This window comes from Oligoflexus tunisiensis, assembly GCF_001748245.1.
In the GTDB taxonomy this organism is placed as follows: Bacteria; Bdellovibrionota_B; Oligoflexia; order Oligoflexales; family Oligoflexaceae; genus Oligoflexus; species Oligoflexus tunisiensis.
In genome coordinates, this window is the sequence record NZ_BDFO01000001.1 from 4,184,547 (window position 1) to 4,201,765 (window position 17,219).

Sequence of the window (17,219 nt, forward strand, 5' to 3'; positions counted from 1 at the left end):
GATGAAAATGACTGAAGAGCATAAGGCATTGGCGGAGACGGTTCGGCGATTTGTTGCAGACGAAATCAACCCCAATGTTGAGGAATGGGAGAAGGAGGGAATCTTTCCTGCGCATGAGCTTTTCAAAAAAATGGGCCAGCTCGGTTTGCTTGGTGTCACCAAACCGGAGCGCTTTGGTGGAATGGGCTTGGATTACAGCTATGGAATGGTCGTAGCCGAGGAATTGGGGACGATCCGCTGTGGCGCCATTCCCATGGCCATAGGCGTGCAAACCGATATGGCCACTCCTGCTCTGGCTCGTTTTGGGAGTGATCGCCTGCGAGCCGAATTCCTGGCGCCAGCGATTTCAGGCGATATGGTCGGCAGCATCGGTGTGAGTGAGACCGAGGCAGGTTCGGATGTCGCTGGGCTCAAGACTCAGGCTGTGAAAGACGGTGCTGATTATATTATCAACGGCTCGAAAATGTGGATCACCAATGCGACCCAGGCCGATTTTGTCTGTTTGCTGGCCAACACTTCCGAAGGCGCTCCTCACTACAATAAATCCTTGATCATCGTGCCCATGAAGAGTCCAGGCGTGACGGTTTCGCCGCGATTTGACAAGCTCGGGATGCGCAGCTCCGATACGGCCCAGATCTTCTTCGACAACGTTCGAGTGCCCCAGTATTACCGCATCGGTGAAGAGGGACAGGGATTTCCGATGCAGATGATGCAGTTTCAGGAAGAACGATTGTTTGCAGCGGCCAGCAGCTTAAAGGGCATGGAGCAGGTGATCAGGACGACCATTGATCACTGCCGGCAGCGTAATACCTTCGGCGCACCTCTTCTGTCCAATCAAAGCATTCAATTCAAGATCGCTGAACTGCAAACGGAGGTCGAGGCTCTCCGGGCCTTAACCTATCGGGCCTGTGAACTTTATATCAGTGGCGAGGAAGTCACCAAATTGGCCTCGATGGCCAAGCTGAAAGCGGGACGCCTCAGTCGGCAGGTGGCTGACAATTGCTTGCAGTACTGGGGAGGCATGGGCTTCATGTGGGAAAACGAAGTGGCTCGCGCCTATCGGGATAACCGGCTTCTCTCCATTGGTGGCGGTGCCGATGAAATGATGCTGGGTATCATTTGCAAGCTCATGGGTTTGGGCAAACGCTAGAATAGGAAGAAGCAGATGACTGAGTGGCAGACACTAAAGCTTCATGAGGAAGCACATGTTTTGACGATCACTTTGAATAGGCCTCAGCAAAAAAATGCAATGAATCAGCTGATGGTGAACGAGCTGAGACAGTTGTTCGAAAATCTCGCGGAGCGGCGTGACCTCTTTGCTGTCATACTGCGTGGTCAGGATGGGAATTTCTGCGCGGGCGGCGATATCAAGGACATGTCCTATGATCCCGAGACCGGCAGTGAATTGCAGCAGAAAAACCTGGTCAAGGCGAACAGGAACTTTGGTTATTTGCTGCAGGCTGTCAATAACTGTCGCCTCACCGTGATAGGAATATTGGAAGGTGCCGTGCTGGGTGGCGGCTTTGGCCTCTGCTGTGTTACGGACCTGGCGCTGGCGCATGAGCAGGCACAGTTCGGTTTGCCGGAAACCAGTTTAGGTTTGATTCCGGCCCAAATCGCTCCCTTCGTTACTTTGCGAATAGGGCTGACTCAAACACGACGTTTGGCCTTGCTGGGGATGCGGTTCAGCGGGCAGGAGGCGAAGGAGCTCGGCCTTGTCCATGGGACCTTCACGGATGAGAAGGACCTGGATGTTCAGCTCGAAGCCATTCTGAAGAAGCTTCGAAAGTGCGCTCCCGGTGCCAATGCTGTCACCAAGAAGCTGCTCCTGCAGGTGGTTAACCCTGACCTTGACGCGGTCCTGGATCAGGCGGCTGAGGAATTTGCTCAGGCGCTGATGGGACCTGAGGGAGTCGAAGGACGGCGGGCCTTTATGGAAAAAAGGTCTGCAGACTGGATGAAGCTATGAAGTCAGTTCTCATTGCCAATCGTGGTGAAATTGCCGTTCGCATCTGCAAAACATTAAGGCTGATGGGCCTTACGTCCGTAGCCGTATACACGAGTATGGATGAAGATGCGCCCCATGTGAAAGCCGCAGATCGGGCCATCCTTCTCGATGGTGAAGATCCCCTGGCCGATGGCTATCTGAATGCGGAGAAGCTGGTCGCCTTGGCCCTGGCGAATGGTGTGGATGCGATTCACCCTGGCTATGGATTTTTATCGGAAGACCCTGGTTTTGCCAGTCTTTGCGAGCAAAATAATATCGCCTTCATTGGTCCGCGAGCGGAGGTGAACAGTTTGATGGGCAGCAAGTCCAAGGCCAGGGAATTTGCCGAGCAGGCTGGCGTTCGCTGCATCCCGGGATATCAGGGTCCTGATCAATCACCGGCACGCATGGCCCGCGAAGCCGAAAAAATTGGCTATCCCGTGATGCTGAAAGCGGTGGCGGGAGGTGGCGGCCGTGGTCTGCGTCTGGTGCTTGAGCCCTCGCAGTTGTTGGAATCCCTGCAGCGGGTCCAATCGGAAGCGCGACTCTTCGCGGACCCGGGAATCATGATCGAAAAAGCCATGCAGGCTGTCCGGCATGTTGAAGTTCAGGTATTGGGCGACAAACATGGGGCTGTTGCGATCCTGGGTGATCGCGATTGCTCGGTTCAGAGGCGGCATCAAAAGATCGTGGAAGAGGCGCCGGCACCGGGTCTTTCCCCAGCAGTCAGAAAGAATTTGTGGGACAGCGCCCGAGCATTGGCCTGTGCCTGCAATTATCTGGGTGCCGGAACCGTCGAGTTCTTACTGGATGAGCAAGGGCAGCATTATTTTCTGGAAATGAACACGCGCCTGCAGGTGGAACATCCCGTCACGGAAATGGTCTTCGACATTGACCTTGTGCAGTGTCAAATTCGAGTTGAGAACGGCGAAAGTCTGGAGCAAATCCTTCCATCCAGGTTGCTGGACCAGACCGAATCCGTTCCAAGCGGGCATTGCATCGAGGTTCGGTTGAATTGTGAGGATCCTTTGAATGCGTTTCTGCCACAAACGGGGACCATTCTCACGTGGCAGCAGCCGGAAGGTCCGGGTATCCGATTGGATCTGGGTTTTACCCAAGGGATGAAGGTGGGTCGTTCGTTTGATCCCATGATTGGCAAGCTCATCGTTTGGGGCAAGGACCGCGAGGAAGCCAGGCGGAGGATGAGCCAGGCCCTGTCTCGCACCCGCCTTGTTGGTGTCCTGAACAACCTATCCTATTTGAAGCAGGTGATCGACAGCCCCTTGTTCGATGAAGGTGCCTTAAGCACCGAAATTCTTTCGGCATTGACCGTCGAGAGACCTTCTGCTTTCCAATTTGAAAAAGCGGCCATTGCCCTGTTGCTGGAGCAACACCAGTCGTTTCCATTCCCTCAAGAGCTTTGGGGATTTAACAATACGGGTGTTTCGAGATGTCGATTTCAGCTGGCTTACGGTGAAGAGGTTCGTGACCTGGACCTGAGCATCGAGCCCCATCACGACGCGTACAAGATCAATGTCCGCGCGGCTGATAAGCAGACTACCATTTATATTTCTCCACAGGATCCAGACTGCTTTCAATGGCGGATGGAGGGCCGGCCTGTGGAACGGATTCATTGGATCCGGGACGGAGCCACCATCTGGATATCTGATGAGCAGGGAACCTTTGCCTTTGTGAATCAGACTTACCGATTTGTTGACAAGAACAAGCCGGAAGGCAGTGGCACGCTATTCGCTCCTTTTGCAGGCCGTGTCGTTGAACTCAAGGTTCAGGAGGGTGATTTCGTTCTTGAAGGTGCCACGATCATGGTATTGGAGGCCATGAAAATGGAGCATCAGCTTCGAGCGGAAAGAGATGGCAAGGTTTCTCGCCTTCTGGTTGATAGGCAGAGTCAGGTCATGGCAAAGCAGGCCTTGGCTGAGATTAGTTCAGACATTCCATCATGAGGGAAGCCATGCAGGCGATGTTTGCTCACTATTATGATAAGTCTCACGAGACATTCAGGGACAGCTGTCGTCGATTTGCGGACAAGGAAATCAAGCCTTTTGCTTTTGAATGGGAAGAGGCTGAGATTTTTGATCGAGCGCTTTATCAAAAAGCGGCAGCCGTTGGTCTGCTGGGGCCCACCTTTCCCGTGGAATTAGAGGGAGGCGGTGGTGACCTGTTCCACGGTATCGTGGCCCAGGAGGAGCTGCTGCGCGGCGGGGCTACCGGAGTTGCCGTCGGTCTGGGGTCCCTCTCGATTGCATTGCCGCCCATACTTGCGCTTGGTACGGAAGTTCAAAAGCAGGCCTTCATACCTGCGGTACTTCGGGGTGAAAAAATTGCAGCGTTGGCTATCACGGAACCAGATACAGGCAGCGACGTGGCCAGGATTAGCACCACGGCTCGTCCTGTTGATGGTGGATATGTGATAAGAGGTGCTAAAACGTTTATCACATCCGGTGTTCGGGGCGATCAATTTACCGTATTGGCTCGAACGGGAGATGCCTCGCATCATGGCCTGACGTTTTTTGTCGTGGAAAGGGAGCGTGAAGGTTTTCGAGTTTCCAAAAGCCTGAAGAAAACCGGGTGGCGTTCCTCTGACACCGGGGAACTGGTGTTTGATGATGTTTTCGTTCCCCATGAAAATCGAATCGGGCCGGAAGGCTCGGGTTTCCCAGCGATCATGAAGAATTTTGAAAACGAGCGACTGATGCTGGCCGTACAAGGCTATGTCCTGGCGGAAATTGCACTGGAGCAGGCTCTGCAATATAGTCGCGAGAGACAGGCGTTTGGTCAACCCATCGGCAGATTTCAGGTCACCAGGCATAAGCTCGCCGATATGCAAACCAAGGTCCTGGGCGCCAAGGCCCTTACGCTCGCGGTTGCGAAGCAAATGCAGGACGGCAAGGGCCTGCCTCAGGATGTGGCTGCAGCCAAGAATCTTGCGGCCCAGGTTGCTCAGGAAGTCTGCTATGAAGCGGTTCAGATATTTGGTGGCATGGGATATATGAGGGAAACCCTGGTCGAACGCCTTTCCCGTGATGCCAGACTTTTGCCAATCGGTGGTGGAACGCAGGAAATCATGAAAGAGATCATCGCCAGGTCCATGGGGTTGTCATAGTCGGCCCGGATGTTCCACGCGCCGGCTGGCCGATGAGATGATCGAACGCGATGGCGCCGAGTTCTGGCTGCTGGAGTGCCGCTGGGAGGATGGCGTCAGGCTTCAGAAATTCCTAGCTGGTTCGGATCAGTCCTGGGCTGCTCCTGTCGAAGTCCAAGGCCGGGTCAGACGCAAGGATCCTCCTGGTTGTTTCAAATGCGAAAGTGCGGGAGCTACTGACAGATCCTAATTATAGAACCAAGCTTAGAGCCGATTACCCACATCAGATTTTTGAAGAATTCGAGATGGCCTAACAAACCACGTGGCGCTAAGCGCAGCTGCGTTTCTCAGTGCCGGGTCTACAGTCTCTCCAGCAATTCAAGGCGCTACTGATGCTTCTCATCTGCGTCGCACTCATCACTTCAAACAAAAGCCCTGCCATTTCCTTTCGCTGTGACGTTTGACGTCACTGATGTTCACACTCAGAGTCACATTCAGTTACCGCCATAAGTGCCACCTAAAAAGAATTGAACTTTTTTTCATTTCTTCTGTGATGCCTTGCAATATCAGTAATTGATTTTTGTTAGTAAGGAGGATGAAAAAGGAGGAGACTTGCACTTGCGCATCATAGTCTTTTTTGCAGCGTTCATGCTCTTCAGGAATCAAGCCCACGCTTGCATTCCTACTGATCTTCCTGCATTGGAGCGTTTAGCAGCCAGAATTCAAGTGGGCCAGCATCGACTCTGTAGCGGCATGCGTTTCAACGAAGATTACGTTATAACGGCAGCTCATTGTGTCGCGAAGACTACTGAACACCTGGTCATAACAGAGAACCATATAAGCTACCGAATTGAAAAGCCGAGTGTTTTAATTCATCCCGATTTTGCAAAAGACATCAAGCACATAAACGATATTGCCCTCATCCGAATCAAGGGAGCAGGGCAGTCTAGCTACTTGAAAATTGGATCTCTGCAATCAGATTGCGATGCCTATTTCCTCGGATTTGGAGTTCAGAACTTCGTTCGCACAGGAGGGAAATGGTTAAACTCTGGTCAACCTGCGAGGCATCTTTCCAAGTTGAAGGTTGAACCCATGGAAGGTGTTTATGTCAACTTCCAGAATATACCACTGGATAAGGACCACTTTCAGGGCTATTCCGGCGACGGCGATTCCGGTTCGGTCCTAATCCAGGGCGGTAAGATGATAGGCCTTATCAAGGGTAGCAAGATAGTGGACCTGGGTGGAAGGAAACAAAAGATCCTGTTCGTCCTGCCCCTTTCAAATTCTAAAGTGATGGGATTCATAAATAAGGCTCAACAAGAAACTCTCCCCTCGCAGTGAGGTGAGATTAAATAGGAGTAATGTTATGAAAGATTCAGAAATCAAAAAGGCAAAGAAACTGGCGATGGCTGCTGTTGCAGCTCTTGCAGGTTCCGGTGCGAGTCAAGCCAATGCTGAAGCTTTGGCAAGCTTGCGCCAGGAAAGCGGAACCACAGCCAAGCTGGCCTCAAAATCCGCTCTGGTTCAACAGATTTTGGAGTCGCAGTCCATCGACGAGGAAGGCTATGATAGAAATTTCGACAGATACGATCGGACTGTAGACAAAGTTGCGGAGAGGATTATTCCGGGAATCACTCCAGGCGGCTTAATTCCAAATGATCTAATCAAGGAACCTGGACTTTTGGATAAGTTCGGCAAGTAAGCGATGAACCAAGTGACAGGAAGGATATCGTTCCTGTCACACAATAGGCAGAAGCTCATGAATCCGATAATTTCGACTATCATTTTGAAACTTGCGAGTATCTGCAATCTCAAATGCACGTATTGTTACTGGTTTCGCAACGGCGAAGTCAGGGACTACCCAAACGTTCTCAATGCTGAAACCAGAGCGGCGTTCGTGCGGACACTCGCCGCCCACCTCAAGACGTATAAACCGCGCGAGTTCTCCATCATTTATCACGGCGGCGAGCCGCTGCTCTATGGCAAGAAGAATCTTCGACAGATCAGCAACGACATTCGAGCCATCGAGCGCGAGACTGGTGTCAAAATCAACCTTGGAATGACCACTAACGGTCTTTTAATGGATCCCGAGTGGATTGAGATCCTCAAAGAGTTCGAAATTGCTGTGTCTGTCAGCCTTGACACCACAAGAGATGCTCACGATCGGAGCAGAATCGACTTCAAAGGCAAAAGTTCTTATGCAAACGTAGTCAACTGCCTGGGGCTCTTAAGATCGCAAGGAATCTCTCCCGGGCTCATTTCTGTTTGCGATCCTATGATCGAGCCGAAGGAGGTCTTTAAGCATTTCGTTCATGACCTAAAGGTAAATCGCTTCAACGTGCTGATACCCGATTACACCTTTGAAGATCATGCGCCCTCGATCGCAAAATTTTACCGGGGCTTCTTTGATCTATGGTATGATGAATATGCAGCCCAGGATGTTGACGTCCCCATACTGCGAAATATGCTGCGCACAGTCCTCGGCAAAAAATCCTCATCGGAATCAATTGGCTCAGGTGCGAACTCGACCGTCACCATTAATACCGACGGCCGAATTGAGCATCATGATGCATTGAATATCATCCCAAGGCAGAAAAAGAACGCAAGCTGCATCAACGTGCATACTCATGCGCTGCAGGACATCGTTAATGATCCGTGGTGGACGGCCGTGCATCAGGCCAGCAGTCTGCCATCTTCAGCCTGTGGAACATGTGAGCTCAAGACTGTCTGTGGGGGTGGTTTCATCGCTCATCGTTGGTCTGAGAGCAGAGGATTCGATAACCCAAGCGTGTACTGTTCGGATTACATGGACATATACACCCACATCTTTCGAAAGATATATCCCGACCTCTATTACAAAGAGAAAATATCATGATGGTAACCATACATGAACAACCTTATAAGCATGCTTTTGGCAGCATGCCCTATCTCAACGATGCAGATTTTGAAAGGATACTCTCCGAGCTCAAGAGTGAATTGCCATGGAATCGGGTAAAGAAAAGGTTCTATGATCAACATGAACTCAGCTTGAATGATATAGGTGCCGACACGCTTCCATGGAATAATAAGGCTTTCCATCAAGCCGTAAGGCAAATGGTGGAATGCAGCCTCGGAGTGACCCTGGAACCTTTCTTCACTGCCACCGCTCACCTCCTAGCGCGGGGCCAATACATTAATCCACATACCGATGCGCCGGGTCCAGGTTATGAGAGCATTCGCTTGGGTCTTGTCATCAATGACGGTGACGTCGGAGGTGGTGAGATCCAAATTCTGGACGGGCGTAACAAGGTGGAGAAGACCATTTCGTTTGATGAGAACAACTTCTTCCTGCTCGAGTTAAGTAGCCAGTCATGGCATGCCGTGAGGCCTATTCATAGGGGAACGCGGTACTCAGTAATCTTTTCATTCTGGGAACAGACGCCGGAGCATTACCTGAACGAAAAATGTGTAGAAGACATGCTATCCCGCGACCTAATTGCGCTGGACGACGGTTTTTTTCTCCATTCTCTGCATCGCCTTATTGAATTCAAAGCCCATCGAGTCAGGCATACAGGCCGGAATCTGCTCACTCACTTGGTAAATACCTACCGCCTCCTTATAGCGCTCGGTGCTCCAAACGAGGTCTGTCGTTCTGGGCTCTGGCACAGCATCTACAGTCAACCTTTGGACGTTGTACCATCGCGAAATGAAATTGCAGCAATCATTGGCAACCAAGCTGAAGAACTGACATATTCGTTCTCGCAAGGCCTCTGGATGGACGCATTGGAATGTCTGGACGACGCCGGCAGGAGGAATTTCCTTCTCCTCGACTATGCAAATTTCATCGATCAGCTGGAGTTCGAAGAGGACGTAGGCTATATAGCACGTAAGATGGAATTGTATAAAAAGTTCCATGACATCCTCACGCCAGAAATGGCTCTATCTCTTAAGCGAATTTTCGGGATTTGATGATGAGTAAAAAAGTTATAGGCCTCACGTTTGCTATCGCAGCTGTATGTCTTCTCTATCTGTGGCCGAAACAGGAGACAATGCGCCCGGTAGACAGCGACAATGTTATCGTCGACACCAATCGTTCTATGACTGCGGCGAAAACCGAGGCCGCGGTACCAGTGACTCCAATGCCTTCTAAAGCTATTGCCAGCAATGGCGATAACGTGGCTGCTACCGGGAATCCAGTGCATGAGTCCGATACCCAGGCGAGCGACCCAATACACGAATCATCACGCCGGGCCCCGCCGTTTCCAGCCACAGAGGAAACCGAGCGAGACGTAGTACTGAATGTCGAATATTTCAGTCCAGAAGAAGCCATCGCGTCTCTCGAAGCTAAAAAACTGACAGGCGTGACTCAGGGATTTCCTAAATTTCAGCCTCTTAACCTCGCTCAGCACCGATATCTCATTGAAGAGTTGTATGGCAGCTATAGGGGGAAACCCCTCGCCCCTAAAGAATCCTGGAACAACAGCCGTTTCGAATTCGAATTGGAAAAATTCGATGACAAGGGGAAAGACGCCTCACGGGCTGTACTTAGTATTTACCGCGATGAAGTACGGATTTCCAGAATTGAAGCGATATCAGGCGATGAGAACATCAGCCTGCGGTTTGACTCGGAAACTCAGACATTGATCTTGGAAACAGGCGATGGGTCCTACCTTCAGATGGCGACCAATGCGCAGGGTTCAGAACTGATCGGCAATCTTTATGAAAATGACAAGGTTGTTACACACATCATATTCAGAAAAGCAGACAATTAATTTAAGGCAAGGCCAAGCATAAATAAATCCACCTGAGAACTTCTACTGAGCCCTGACTGGAAGAAAGCGTTGAGTGAATATGAGGCAAGGTTCAAGGTTCCAGAGGGAACGGCGGATGAAATGGATTGCCTGCGGTGACAGGGCTTCGCAACCCGAGCCCCTCTCCCAGGGGCATCGGGCTGACGCTAACGGGGTAATTGACCCTCACTTCTGTTCCGCCATGGCCTTGATTTTGGGCAAGGAAAGGTTCCAGCTTTCGTTGGCCCCCGGCAGGCACTGCTCATGCTCTGGTGAGTCCGAGAAATCGCCCATTTCCACGGTCAGGCTGGTCTTTCCCTGCTCTTCCCGGAGATCAAACGTCAGAAAATCCAACTTCTGAAAATCAAGGCCTTGAACCCTGAAACTGAATTTCAGATGCCGGTTGGGCGTGATGCTATAAATAAAGCCTTTCGAACCCACATTGCCGTCTTCCATGATCCAGGTCACAGGACTGTCGGGACCTTTCCAGTCGGATTCCATTCTGGTTCCTGGCCACCAAAGACTGATCCATTCCTGGTTGAGCTGACTATTGGTCAGAACCTCCCAAACCCGGGAAGCGGGAGCTTTGATGTCGATGGATTGTTTTAGGTTCAGGAATTGTTCACCCAATTCCCTGGCAAGGCCCATGAGAATGCCCGCCCAGCCTTCAAAGAAGCCTTCGGTCTGGTCTTTGAATTTCGCTGCCATGACGTGCGTTAGAACCAGAACACAACCCTGGTCTTTGGGTGTGATGCTGATGGTGACCGTATCAGTTCCATCCGAATATTTGGGAACACGCGCGGTGAAGACCAGGCGTTTGGGTCGGTCTATGACCACATACTCGCCATGATGTTCAACATCCTCGCCATTGCGATTTTCCACGATGATCCACTGGCCGCCGACCCGGGCATCGATCTCCACGCGCTTCATATGCCCTGTTTCGGTCGCGAAGAGAAAGCGGCCGGCTTTGGCGGGATCGAGAAAGGCATCAAATACGCGCTCAGGCGCCGCCCGAAAATGCCTCATGACGGTGACGGTGATGGATTCATTCGGATTCACGGCTGTCCTCCTCATCCAGGATTTGTTCCAAAATATCCAGTCGCCCGTTCCAAAGTCGACTCTGCTTTTCCATCCATTGGAGCGCCATCTCAAAGGCACGGGGATCGTAAGACAGAAAGTGTTCACGACCCGATTGCCGCCTCTTCACAAGGCGCGCACGCTCCAAAATACGGATATGTTTGGAGACAGAGTTCAATGACATCGCGAAAGGGTTGGCCAGGTCGGTGACCCTGGTTTCGCCTTTGGATAAGCGCTGCAATATGGCCCGACGTGTGGGATCCGCCAAGGCTAAAAGGATTTGATCAAGGTCCAGTTTGTGAGCGTTCATTATTCACCCTCAAGGGTGAATATAGAAGCCGGCTGAAAGAATGTCAAGTCAGGCACGAGATCCGTAAGACCAAACATTGAAATTCATTTCGGGCTGTTGTGCATCCTATGGCTTTTGGATTGAGATATCGGCAGCTGGATCACGAATCTGGTATTGGGCGACGTTTCGTCATAATTCAGGGACCCGTTTTGAGCTTCGATAATGCCTTTGGAAACGCTCAGACCGAGGCCCGTCCCTTTGCCAACTTCCTTGGTCGTGAAGAAAGGCTGGCCCAGTTTGGGGCGGATGTCCTCGGGTATTCCCTTTCCACTGTCCATGATCGCGATCTCTATGGTCCCGGCAATCTGCCCGACGCTAATCCTGACCCATCTCTCGCTCAGGTTCACGACAGCATCGAAGGCATTCGAAAGCAGGTTGAGCAACACCTGGGAAATCTCAGTCGCCCGGCACTCCAGCTCCAGATCAGGAGAAAAATCGTCAATGAGGAGCTGAATTTTGTACACATTGAATCGTTCTGAGCAGAAGGAAAGGGTTTCGTCGACTATGGTCCGAACCTTGACCTGCTCAAAGGGATCCATATCCGTATTGCGGGAAAAGGTGCGGAGTCCTCTTATGATCTTGGCGATGCGTCGGGTCATATTGGAAATTGTTTCCACAGCGCCTATGGTCATCTCTTTGGGAATAGGTTCACGGTTCAGGAATATTTTGAGCTGCTTCGCTTTACCGTCGATGATAGCGAGAGGATTATTGATTTCATGAGCGATGCCACCCGCCATCTCACCGAGCGCACTCATTTTCGATGATGCAATCAGCTTGGCCTGCTGGGATGCGATCGTCGACTCAAACTGCTTGCGTTTGGTGATATCGACTCCAGTCAGAATCATGGTGTCCTTGCTGCCCCTCTTGATGAGTTTGCCGCTGCAAGACACCCAGCGGTGGGTTCCATCAGCACACACGGTGCGGAACTCAGCACTGAAAGAGGCTCTGTATAAAATCGAACTGCGAACCCGGGAATCCACGGAATTCCGATCATCGGGGTGGATGACTGAGAGGATATCGCTGAATGACTTGACTCCCTGGCCGGTTTTGGTCTCATCAAACAATAGGCCTCGATCCTCATACCAGACAATGAAATCACTGCCCAGGTCCCACTCGCAAGCCCATATATTTCCGGCATCCAGCGCAAAACGCAAACGCTGCTCGCTCGAATGCAGGGCTGTAAAGGCATAGATAAGCTCGATAGCCATCTCCTTCACTTCAGGAATCAAAGCAGCCTTGATCGGCAGCGCTTCCTCCTCTCTCCCAGCCTGTTTGATAGTGGAAATGATGGAGCGCACAACACGTGCTGTCTTAAGGCGATGGAGTTTGAGAAGGATAAGACCGGATCCGCAGATGGAAAAAATCAGTAAAGCCGCTGTGGTGATGCTGGTCGTCAAGGACATGCTGTAAATATTCCGCAGATCGAGTCGAATGATTGTGGCAGCCAGGATAAGCCCGGGGCCTTGTCCTCTGACGATAGGCTGGGTCAGCAAAATGGGCGCCAGATAGTCGGCGGCCAGAGCTTCTCTATGTAGTCGGGAAACCGTCTGTCTCGATTCCAAGGTTCGCTTGATATCCTGAATCAGGTCGGGATCAAGAGGCAGGTTTTCCAGGGGCATTCCTATCCAGCGGTGATGGGATGAGGCCATGACGCGAGGTGCGCAGCAGCCGATCACCAGAACAAATTCCACATCACTTTCACCACTGAGCACGCTCACGAGTCTCTGCAAATCTTCATCGGGAAGCTGCGTCTCTGCAGCATGATTCAGCATATTCGCAATAGTCTCGGAACGCTTGAATGAGGCTTTCTCCAGCTGATGTTCAAAGATGGCGTGAGAGATGAAAATTCCCGAGCCAAGGATGACCCCAGCCAGCAGCAGAAAAAGAGCAATGTGTCGCTTGATTTTAGTCAGGATCATGGCTCGTTTTATCCTCATGCATGGGAAGGGCCTTTTTCACTATGCTATCAGTCCATCCTTTATAATCCTCTTGTGGTTTTGAAAGATGCCCGAGGCCACGAAGCATGTTTTCCATGCGCTGGAACGTCGCTTCGATCGTTCCGTCAGGACCGAGAAAAGCGAGCTGTTCATTGAGTGAAACCATCTTGACAAGACCAAGAGACTCTTTGAATTCAGCACTCGGGATATGCTCTCGGGCAGCCATGAAAGCGTAAGATTCTTCCGGATGCTGCTCGGCATACTGCTGCGCTTTAAAAAATCCGAGCAGAAACCGGGCCAGCTCATCTCGACGTCGATCGATAAGGTCCTTATCAGCAGCAAAAGCGTCCACGATCTCATCAGGTATTTGTTTGCTACTAAACAGCATGTGAAAGTCGGGGTCGGAGAGCAGTTTGAAAGAATAAGGAGGAAAGGTGGAGGCCGCATCGATTTTGCCATTGCGTAGCGCGGAGCCCATGTGCCCTTGGCTCAAGGGGACAACTGTCATATCCTGGAGCGAGACAGAGCTGTGGCTTTCGACGGCCCGAGACAGGAGGTAAAAGCTGACCGTCGCCAGTTCAGCGCCTACCTCCTTGCCTTTCAAATCACTGAGGCTCTTTATACTGGAATGCGCGATGAGGACATCGGCTCCATGCGACGTGTCCATGACGGCAAACACCTGGAGCTGCCGCTTTGAGTACTGTCCGGCCAGCAAAACATCAAGCGGCGTCACCCCCATCACATCAATCTGGCCACGTTCAAAAGCTCGACGCGCATCCTGTATGGCGCTGTATTCAATGATTTTCACTTTGACACCCAACTGCTCGAACAGACCTTTTTCCTGCGCAAGGAAGAGATATTCAATGGGAGGCCATGGTGATACCCCAATGCGAAGATCCTCTTCCGCAGTCGAGCAGCGTTGGCAGGATGTGACAAGTGACGCCAGGCAGAACAAACGGACAATGAGCGAAGAGTAATTTCTTCCATGTAAAGAAAGGCGATGACATATTTTCATGCAAATAAAACCCTGTTGGCGAGAACAACAATCGCGCATTGCGGCTCTATCATGACCCTCTTACCGAACATAGGAAATGAAAAAATGCAGCTCAAGGGGATGGCTCATCCGTTGCAGCATTTTTGAGCAAGCGGAATCCCATGTTGCGAGGAAGCATGGAAGCCCCCGGGCTCAGCTGACTTTGGACAGGACCTTTGGTCGTCTGTTGATCTGCTGGAATCCTGTGGTCAGTTGCAGTTCCAGCGCAAACGGCATGAAGTCCGGCAGGAACGAAGGATTGGGGTCCATCAGATGAATGGCGATGGAACCACCGATTTTTTCCAAATACGAGCGGATCGCATCCATCCCGACTCCGCGACCGGAGATGTCAGTCACCGACGTGGTGGTCGTAAATCCTGAGTGAAAGACGAGATTGGCGATGGCCATCACATCGAGATCATGCCTTTCCGGAATCAGGCCTTTGATCACCGCCAAATGCTCGATCTTGCGAAGCGCCAGGCCACGCCCATCATCTTTGATGGTCAGGATCAGCCGTTCTTTATGGATTCGGGCACTCACCTCGAGGCGACCTCGGGCTGATTTTTGCTGCGACAGTCGCTCATCAGGAGCCTCAATGCCGTGATCCAGGGAATTACGGATGCTGTGCATAAGGATATTCCTGAGAACGTCCGTGACCTCATCCGAAAGATAAACCTCATCAAGGTGGAGGACAAACTCCGGATTCTCCTTCTTCAGATCATGGGCCAGCTTCTCAATGGGCTTGCGGAACTCCTCCAGGAATTCCCGAATATCACAGTAGAGCAGACTCACGAAGAAATTTCGGATCTGCAGGATGCCTTCGTAAATCTCATCGGGATGACTGGAATGGGCGATTTTTTCCAAAAGATCGAGCCTGGCTTTCAGTTCGCTGCGGGCAATCATCAGGTTGGCGGGATGCCCTGCCGTACGATTGAGTTTCTGCGTATTGATGGAAAGGTAGGTCTGGAGCAGCGTTTGAATACGGTCCAGGTCAGCCATGAGCTGCTCTGTATCCCAGGCTCGTCGGCCCTGTCGTATGTCGGCCAGAACCTGCTCCGCCCGATGGGTGAGGTCGCTCAGATCTTTGAAACAGAAAGCGCGTGATGTGCCCTTGAGCGTATGTATGTTGATGAAGAGTATCCTGACGACATCAAGCGAGCCCGACTTTGCGCCTTGCACGAGACGCTTGTTCTCCTCGATGAGCGCATCGGCCAGCTTGAAAAAGCGCTCCACCCGATCGGCCGGCAGGGCCACCAGTTCGGTCATATACTGAACGTCAAGCTTCTGCCGCTCGTTCTGTTCCTCTGAGCGCCGAACCTCGGTCACGTCCTTCACCACGACCAGGACCTTTTCCGTCATATTCTGCTTGTTGACGATGGGGTTCCACTCGAGCTCCAGAATTTGCTCGCCAAGGCCGGGATGATGGACCTTGATTTCGCGAAGAAAGCAATGGGCATTCGAATCGAAGGCGATGACGTCGTCCCCCAGAGCCGAGCAGAGCGCGGATTGCAGCATCGCCATCTGATCCGTGGAGGCATCGCTATGACGGAAGATCAGACCGAGGGCGGGTTTGCCTTGAAGATTTTCCTCATGAAGGATCTCCTCCAGTTGCCGGGAGTATTCGTTGTCGATGACAAGGTTCTGTCCAACTATGGAAAAGATTCCAAGCCGAATGCTTCCCATCATACTGCGGATATCACGGGTTTTTTCCTCGACTTTTCGCTCCAGGCCCTCATTGAGCTCACGGATCTCCTGGTCGGCCTTCAGCTGCCGCAAGCGCACCTTGTCACCTACCGCCAGGGAAAGCAGCACGACCTCCACCGACCCACCAATAAACTGGGCCCAGGTGGTCAGTGTGCTGTGAGGAAGCAATCCAATCATCGCCAGCAGGACGATGAAGGAACTCAGCAGAAAGAGTGACCACGATAGACCGAGGAAATAAGCGGGACGATAACGTTGCCAGCAGCGATAACCAATGGCGATCGCAACGAGAGGAGGGGCCAGGGTCGCTGTGATAGCATTCATTTTAACGGCGACGCTTATATTGATAAGAGTTATAACACCCGCAATCAGGGCATTCAGAACGGGGATGAGGGTGACCATCCAGAGCCGTCTCGCGCTGCGCTTCAGTCCCAGATAGTCGTTGACAAACCAAATGGCAGCCGCTGACAGAAAACCGACCGTTGCGACCATGACCTCGTTACTGAAAAATTCAGCAAACCCTGGCGGCAGCAGAGTCATGTAATGTCCCTGCAGCCCGAGATAGTTCAGGATGGAGAGTATGTTAAAAACCACATAGGAGATATAGAGCCGATTGCGCGTTGTGAGCCCCAGAAACGCATTGTAAAAAAACATGACGGTGAGAAAACCAAAGAAAAAGCTCATGAGACTTGATTCGGCCGTTCTTTTTTCAAAGAAGTGGTCACGCGCATAGAGGCGGAGAGAAAGCTGGTTTATCCCTTCAGTTCTGACTTTAAAGTAGTAAACATGCTCGCCAGGTGGAATTTCAAAACCAAAGACTACCAGTCGGTAAGCGACCTCCCTGGACCGGGGATCGATGCGATCACCGGACACGCGTTTTTCATAGCCCTGACTGCTGGGAATGTGGAATTCGACAAGATCAGCGCTGGGGTAACCATATTCCAGAACAGCTGGGATGCTCTGCCCCGTGTCGTTGCGTAAGACAAAGCGACTCCAGATTCCGGCCCTGGTTATGCCCCAATAAGGAACCTTATCCGGCACAGTGATGAAAGATTCCGCCGGCAGGTCCAGGATTTGTTTCAAATCCATGTTATGACCCTGGTCATGATAGAAATCCAGGGAGCTGCCATGGATGGGAATCTCGCTCAAATTGCTGGGCACCTGGATGACCTTGCCGGACGCTGGCGACGAGCCAAAGGCGAGGCTCCACAGGATGCCAACAATAAGAATTCCAGGTTTAGGGTATTTCAGCAAAATCATGCA

General features: G+C 51.6%; 14 protein-coding genes. 9 read left to right on the forward strand and 5 right to left on the reverse strand.

The window, feature by feature from the left end; translation table 11 throughout:
- The first annotated feature begins 1 nt into the window (after window position 1).
- The 9 genes from OLTU_RS17330 (at window position 2) to OLTU_RS17370 (ending at window position 9,841) form a co-directional block, all read left to right on the forward strand.
- Window positions 2–1,150 (forward strand): acyl-CoA dehydrogenase family protein, encoded by a 1,149-nt coding sequence (locus tag OLTU_RS17330; RefSeq protein ID WP_141736811.1) that lies wholly within the window; start codon window positions 2–4, stop codon window positions 1,148–1,150.
- 15 nt (window positions 1,151–1,165) lie between these two features.
- Window positions 1,166–1,969 carry an enoyl-CoA hydratase/isomerase family protein gene (locus tag OLTU_RS17335; RefSeq protein WP_141734020.1) on the forward strand — a complete coding sequence of 268 codons (804 nt, stop codon included), beginning with the start codon at window positions 1,166–1,168 and terminating at the stop codon, window positions 1,967–1,969.
- Entirely contained in the window at window positions 1,966–3,951 is a 1,986-nt protein-coding gene (locus OLTU_RS17340; RefSeq protein ID WP_141734021.1) for an acetyl/propionyl/methylcrotonyl-CoA carboxylase subunit alpha, read from the forward strand. Before OLTU_RS17335 ends, OLTU_RS17340 begins: the two co-directional genes overlap by 4 nt.
- 8 nt (window positions 3,952–3,959) lie before the next feature.
- Window positions 3,960–5,111: an acyl-CoA dehydrogenase family protein gene (locus OLTU_RS17345; RefSeq protein WP_141734022.1), complete on the forward strand. Its 1,152-nt coding sequence runs from the start codon at window positions 3,960–3,962 to the stop codon at window positions 5,109–5,111.
- Between the two features lie 597 nt (window positions 5,112–5,708).
- Entirely contained in the window at window positions 5,709–6,431 is a 723-nt protein-coding gene (locus OLTU_RS17350; protein WP_141734023.1) for a trypsin-like serine protease, read from the forward strand.
- Window positions 6,432–6,456: 25 nt separating this feature from the next.
- On the forward strand, window positions 6,457–6,792 hold the full coding sequence (locus OLTU_RS17355; protein WP_141734024.1) for a hypothetical protein: 336 nt from the start codon (window positions 6,457–6,459) through the stop codon (window positions 6,790–6,792).
- A gap of 84 nt (window positions 6,793–6,876) precedes the next feature.
- Window positions 6,877–7,965 (forward strand): radical SAM protein, encoded by a 1,089-nt coding sequence (locus OLTU_RS17360; protein ID WP_218110093.1) that lies wholly within the window; start codon window positions 6,877–6,879, stop codon window positions 7,963–7,965.
- Complete coding sequence (locus tag OLTU_RS17365; RefSeq protein WP_141734026.1) at window positions 7,962–9,038, forward strand: DUF6817 domain-containing protein; 1,077 nt, start codon at window positions 7,962–7,964, stop codon at window positions 9,036–9,038. Before OLTU_RS17360 ends, OLTU_RS17365 begins: the two co-directional genes overlap by 4 nt.
- Window positions 9,038–9,841, forward strand: coding sequence for a hypothetical protein (locus OLTU_RS17370; RefSeq protein ID WP_141734027.1), 804 nt, complete (start codon window positions 9,038–9,040; stop codon window positions 9,839–9,841). The genes OLTU_RS17365 and OLTU_RS17370 overlap by 1 nt, the downstream gene beginning before the upstream one ends.
- A gap of 204 nt (window positions 9,842–10,045) precedes the next feature.
- Here OLTU_RS17370 and OLTU_RS17375 read toward each other — a convergent pair whose 3' ends face one another.
- The 5 genes from OLTU_RS17375 to OLTU_RS17395 all read right to left on the reverse strand — a co-directional run bounded on the left by OLTU_RS17375 (window position 10,046) and on the right by OLTU_RS17395 (window position 17,216).
- The gene (locus OLTU_RS17375; protein WP_141734028.1) at window positions 10,046–10,918 is read right to left on the reverse strand and encodes an SRPBCC family protein; all 873 of its coding nucleotides are present in this window, start codon (window positions 10,916–10,918) and stop codon (window positions 10,046–10,048) included.
- Window positions 10,905–11,246 (reverse strand): ArsR/SmtB family transcription factor, encoded by a 342-nt coding sequence (locus OLTU_RS17380; protein WP_141734029.1) that lies wholly within the window; start codon window positions 11,244–11,246, stop codon window positions 10,905–10,907. The genes OLTU_RS17375 and OLTU_RS17380 overlap by 14 nt, the downstream gene beginning before the upstream one ends.
- 83 nt (window positions 11,247–11,329) lie before the next feature.
- Window positions 11,330–13,204: a sensor histidine kinase gene (locus OLTU_RS17385; RefSeq protein WP_176736720.1), complete on the reverse strand. Its 1,875-nt coding sequence runs from the start codon at window positions 13,202–13,204 to the stop codon at window positions 11,330–11,332.
- Window positions 13,191–14,276, reverse strand: coding sequence for an ABC transporter substrate-binding protein (locus OLTU_RS17390; RefSeq protein WP_141734031.1), 1,086 nt, complete (start codon window positions 14,274–14,276; stop codon window positions 13,191–13,193). Before OLTU_RS17390 ends, OLTU_RS17385 begins: the two co-directional genes overlap by 14 nt.
- 132 nt (window positions 14,277–14,408) lie before the next feature.
- A complete protein-coding gene (locus OLTU_RS17395) occupies window positions 14,409–17,216 on the reverse strand; it encodes a 7TM diverse intracellular signaling domain-containing protein (RefSeq protein WP_141734032.1) in 2,808 nt (935 codons plus the stop codon).
- Window positions 17,217–17,219 lie beyond the last annotated feature (3 nt).